General features: G+C 62.8%; 4 protein-coding genes. 1 reads left to right on the forward strand and 3 read right to left on the reverse strand.

The genetic code is table 11. The features are described from left to right. Window positions 1-13: 13 nt before the first annotated feature. Entirely contained in the window at window positions 14-799 is a 786-nt protein-coding gene (locus A2I95_RS26745) for an inositol monophosphatase family protein (RefSeq protein WP_291734796.1), read from the forward strand. Window positions 800-981: 182 nt separating this feature from the next. Here A2I95_RS26745 and A2I95_RS26750 read toward each other — a convergent pair whose 3' ends face one another. From A2I95_RS26750 to A2I95_RS26760, 3 genes are all read right to left on the reverse strand, one after another. Continuing rightward, window positions 982-1362 (reverse strand): GFA family protein, encoded by a 381-nt coding sequence (locus tag A2I95_RS26750; protein WP_291734790.1) that lies wholly within the window; start codon window positions 1360-1362, stop codon window positions 982-984. 341 nt (window positions 1363-1703) lie between these two features. After that, on the reverse strand, window positions 1704-2474 hold the full coding sequence (locus A2I95_RS26755; RefSeq protein WP_291734792.1) for a rhomboid family intramembrane serine protease: 771 nt from the start codon (window positions 2472-2474) through the stop codon (window positions 1704-1706). Between the two features lie 53 nt (window positions 2475-2527). Continuing rightward, on the reverse strand, window positions 2528-4248 hold a 1721-nt coding region (locus tag A2I95_RS26760), incomplete at its 5' end, for an L-glutamate gamma-semialdehyde dehydrogenase (protein ID WP_291734794.1).

A 4248-nucleotide genomic window follows, 5' to 3' on the forward strand; every position in this document is an offset into this window, starting at 1 on the left:
GGATACTGCAGACATGATTGGCAGCGCAAACCTCAATGTGATGATCAAGGCCGCCCGCAAGGCTGGCCGTTCCCTTGTGAAAGACTTCCGCGAGGTGGAGAACCTGCAGGTGTCGATGAAAGGTGCCGGGGACTTTGTCTCCAAGGCCGACATCGCCGCCGAAAAGATCATCAAGGAAGAGCTGCGCAACGCACGCCCGACCTATGGCTGGCTGGCCGAAGAGGGCGGCGAGGAAGACGGCGAGGATCCGACCCGCCGCTGGATCGTCGATCCGCTGGACGGCACCACCAACTTTCTGCACGGGCTGCCGCACTGGGCGATTTCCATCGCGCTGGAGCACAAGGGCAAGATCGTTGCCGGCGTGGTTTATGACGCTGCAAAGGACGAGATGTTCTTTGCCGAAAAGGGCGCCGGCGCCTGGATGAACGATACTCGGATCCGTGTGTCGGGCCGCCACCGGATGATTGAATCGATCTTTGCCACCGGCGTGCCGTTTGGCGGCCGCGCCGACCTGCCGCTGACGCTTCAAGATCTTGCCCGCCTGATGCCCGCCTGCGCCGGCGTGCGCCGCTGGGGCTCTGCCGCTCTGGATATGGCCTATGTGGCCGCAGGCCGCTATGAGGGGTTCTGGGAACGACGCCTGAACGCCTGGGACCTGGCCGCAGGCATCATCATCGTGAAAGAGGCCGGCGGGTTTGCCGAGGCGATTGATCCCGAAGCGGGCATTATCGATTCCGGTTCGGTTGTGTGCTCGAACGAGCCGATCTTTGATAGCTTCGCCAAGGTGATCCGCGGCTGAACTGGTCCGTGAGACTGAGAATATGAAACGCGGCCATTGCGCCGCGTTTTTTGTTTTGTGTGATTGGATGGGGCTGCGCCCGAGCCTGGGAGGGGCGCATGCGCCCTGCCGTTTTGCCGGAGGCAAACCTTTGGTTTGACGGGAGGGTTGGGCGCTGCCCGGCCTATCGGCCGGGCAGGAGGTTATTGCTGATCAGACGGGTGGTTAACCCCGTCGTTCCAGGGGATCTCGCCATAGGTTTCAGGGTGCGTCCGCGGATTGGCGCCTTCGATACAGCCGAGATTGACGCCGCATTCCTTGGGGTCTGAGCGGCGCTGGTGGTGGGTGTAGATGCCGCAGGTCTTGCAGAAGTAATGTTTCGCGGTATGAGTGCCCCAGGTGTAGAGGCTGAGATTCTCCACCCCTTTCAGCACCTTCAGGCTGGCGGCGACGGCGGTGACGGCAGCCGCCCCGCGGCGGCGGCAAAAAGAACAGTCGCAGCGGGCGGCAGAGGCGAGGCCTTGGGGAAAATCCGCTTCGATCTCAACGGCGCCGCAGTGGCAGGTTGCGTTCAGTTGGGGCATTTTGAGTTCCTCTGCTGGACATAGTCTTTTGCTGCCCTACATCCCCGGACATCCCGGTGTTGTTCTGGGGGGATGAGAACCGGGGGAGAGCGGTCTGCATTACTTTTAGTTTATTTTCACTGCAGGCCGCTCGACGATCAAACGGCCATCTTCCTCCACCCGGCTGCATCAATTCAAACACTACACAATAAGGCTCTGCGTTCCGGTTTTAGAACAGCCTTTAAGTTCTTTGATAGGACAGTCTTTCTTTGTGGCCGTTGCAATCCTGCCTCGGCTTATCGAGTTCGCCTGTGGGGACATCAATTCCGGCATATCCTTGATGCGAACCTCTTGCCGTCTTTCTACTTCCCCCAAGGCCCCGGCCGCCGCTTCTTGCGCGGCAGTTTGGGGATGCGGCTGGCGGCGTATTCATATTCGTTTTCCGGATGCGGTGGGGCGCCATGGGTTTTGTTCCAGAACGCCGGGCCGCCGCGCCGCAGCCACAGCGGCAGGCACATCACCAGCCCGACGGCAAAGCCGCCGGCATGGGCCCAATAAGCCACGCCGCCCTGGTCGGGGTCGGCGCCGAGGCCGCCAAAGAACTGCATCGCCAACCAGACGCCCAGCATCACGAAGGCGGGGATGGTGAAGATGCGGAAATAGATGATCAGCACCAGCAGGATATCAACGCGGGCCTTGGGGAACATCAACAGGTAGCCGCCCATGACGCCCGCAATGGCGCCGGAGGCCCCCACTGTTGGCACCATGGAACCGGGGGCCGACATCACATGGATCAGCCCGGCGCCCAAACCGCTGATGAGGTAGAAGACAAGGAAAGGAAGATGCCCCATCTCGTCTTCCAGATTATCGCCGAAGATCCATAGGAACAGCATGTTGCCGCCCAGATGCATCAGCCCTGCGTGGATGAACATGGAGGTGAACAGGGTCTCGAACCCGTAGCCGTGGCTGATCTCGGCTGGCACCACCGCGTAAGCGTCATAGAAATAGGCCAGCGCGCGGGGGGAGGCATAGCTCGCCGTGTAGTAGAAATACGCCAGGATATTCACCGCCATCAGCGCATAAACGACATAGGGCCTGCGGCCGGACGGGTTGTGGTCGCGGATCGGAAACATGGGGAAACGCTGGGCCGGAAACGGCCCAGCGTCAAGCACTTATCGGGCGCAGTTCAGGCGTTGCCTCCCAGCAGGTCCGCGTTTCCCCCCGAGGCGGTGGTGTCGACGCAGACGTGGCGCTCGGCCAGGACGCGGGCGCGGTCGGGCTTGCCGGGGATCAGCGGGATGATCGGGCCGTCGCGTTTGGCGAGCCACTGTTCGATCTCGCGGCCCGTTGCCTCGTCGCCCCACCACAGCACGCCGGCAATGCCCTGAATGGCCTCAAGCCGGTGCAGGTCGAACATACCGTGCGCCTCAATCGCTGTGCCGCCGAGGCCGATCACTTCCTTGGCTTGCTCTGCCGCGGCCTCCGGTCCCGGACCCATGCATAACAGCGGGGGGCGGGCAGAAACAGTCAGGCGGTTCGATTCACCGGTCGGGCCGGGCAGGGTGGTGGTCACAGGACGCACAGGCACGCCGCTTTCCCCAGGCAGTTCGGCAAAGGTGGTTTCCCACTGGGCTTTGCTTTGCTGCCGGTCCGGCGCGCAGAAACGGCTGAGGTAGTAAGGGCCGCCCGCCTTGGGGCCGGTGCCGGACAGTCCTTCGCCGCCAAACGGCTGGCTGCCGACAATGGCGCCGATCTGGTTTCGGTTCACATAGATGTTGCCCGCATGGATCCGGTCGCAGACATGCTGCACCCGGTCGTCGATGCGCGTGTGCAGCCCGAAGGTGAGGCCGTAACCGGTTGCGTTGATGTCGGAAATCACCTGATCCAGCTGTTGGGATTTGAACCGCACAACATGCAGAACGGGGCCAAAGATCTCTTCCTCCAGCGCGCTGATGCCGGGGATTTCGATCATCGTCGGCGCGACAAAGGTGCCGCCTTGCGGCGCGCGCATTTCCTTCAGTACCCGACCCTCGGTGCGGGCCTTGGCGACATGGGCCAGGATGCCTGCGCGGGCGCCTTCGTCAATCACTGGTCCGCTGTCGGTGGACAGAAGCCAGGGGTCGTCCAGATGCAGGCAGTCCATCGCGCCTTTCAGCATTTTCAGCACGGTGTCGGCAATGTCCTCCTGCAGGTAGAGGCAGCGCAAGGCCGAGCAGCGCTGGCCGGCCGACTGAAAGGCGCTTTCGATCACGGCCTGCACCGTTTGTTCCGGCAGAGCGGTGGAGTCGACAATCATCGCATTGAGGCCGCCGGTTTCCGCAATCAGCGGCGCACCGGGCTGCAGGTTGTCAGCCATCGCCTTGCGGATGCGCATTGCGGTCGCGGTGGAACCGGTGAAGGCAACACCATTGACCCGCGGGTCCGAGGTGATGGCGGCGCCAACCACGCTGCCGCGTCCAGGCACCAGCTGCATGGCGCTGCGTGGCACTCCTGCCTCATGCATCAGCTGCACGGCCCGGTACGCGATCAGGGGCGTCTGGTCGGCAGGTTTGGCCAGCACCGCATTGCCAGCCGCAAGTGCGGCCGCAACCTGCCCGGTGAAGATCGCCAGGGGGAAGTTCCAGGGTGAGATACAGGTGAAAATACCCGCAGGCGGCGCGTCAGAAATGCGGGACGCATAGTAGCGCAGGAAATCCACCGCCTCGCGCAGCTCAGCCACGGCATCGGGGATGGTTTTGCCGGCCTCACGGGCGAGGATGGCAAACAGCTCCCCGAAGTTTTCCTCATAGAGGTCGGCGGCCTTATTCAGGATCGCGGTGCGTTCCGCTGCAGGAGCATCCCAAGGGTCGGCTAGCGCCAGCGCCAGCTCGACATCTTCGGGGCTGCACTGGCTGACGGAGCCTGCAA

This window comes from Leisingera sp. F5 (genome assembly GCF_001593695.1).

What these genes read in the sequence shown, in the direction of transcription:
- A2I95_RS26750 (WP_291734790.1), bottom strand. Translation starts at nt 1,362, where the DNA reads ATGCCCCAACTGAACGCAACCTGCCACTGCGGCGCCGTTGAGATCGAA.
- A2I95_RS26755 (WP_291734792.1), bottom strand. Translation starts at nt 2,474, where the DNA reads ATGTTTCCGATCCGCGACCACAACCCGTCCGGCCGCAGGCCCTATGTC.
- A2I95_RS26745 (WP_291734796.1), top strand. Translation starts at nt 14, where the DNA reads ATGATTGGCAGCGCAAACCTCAATGTGATGATCAAGGCCGCCCGCAAG.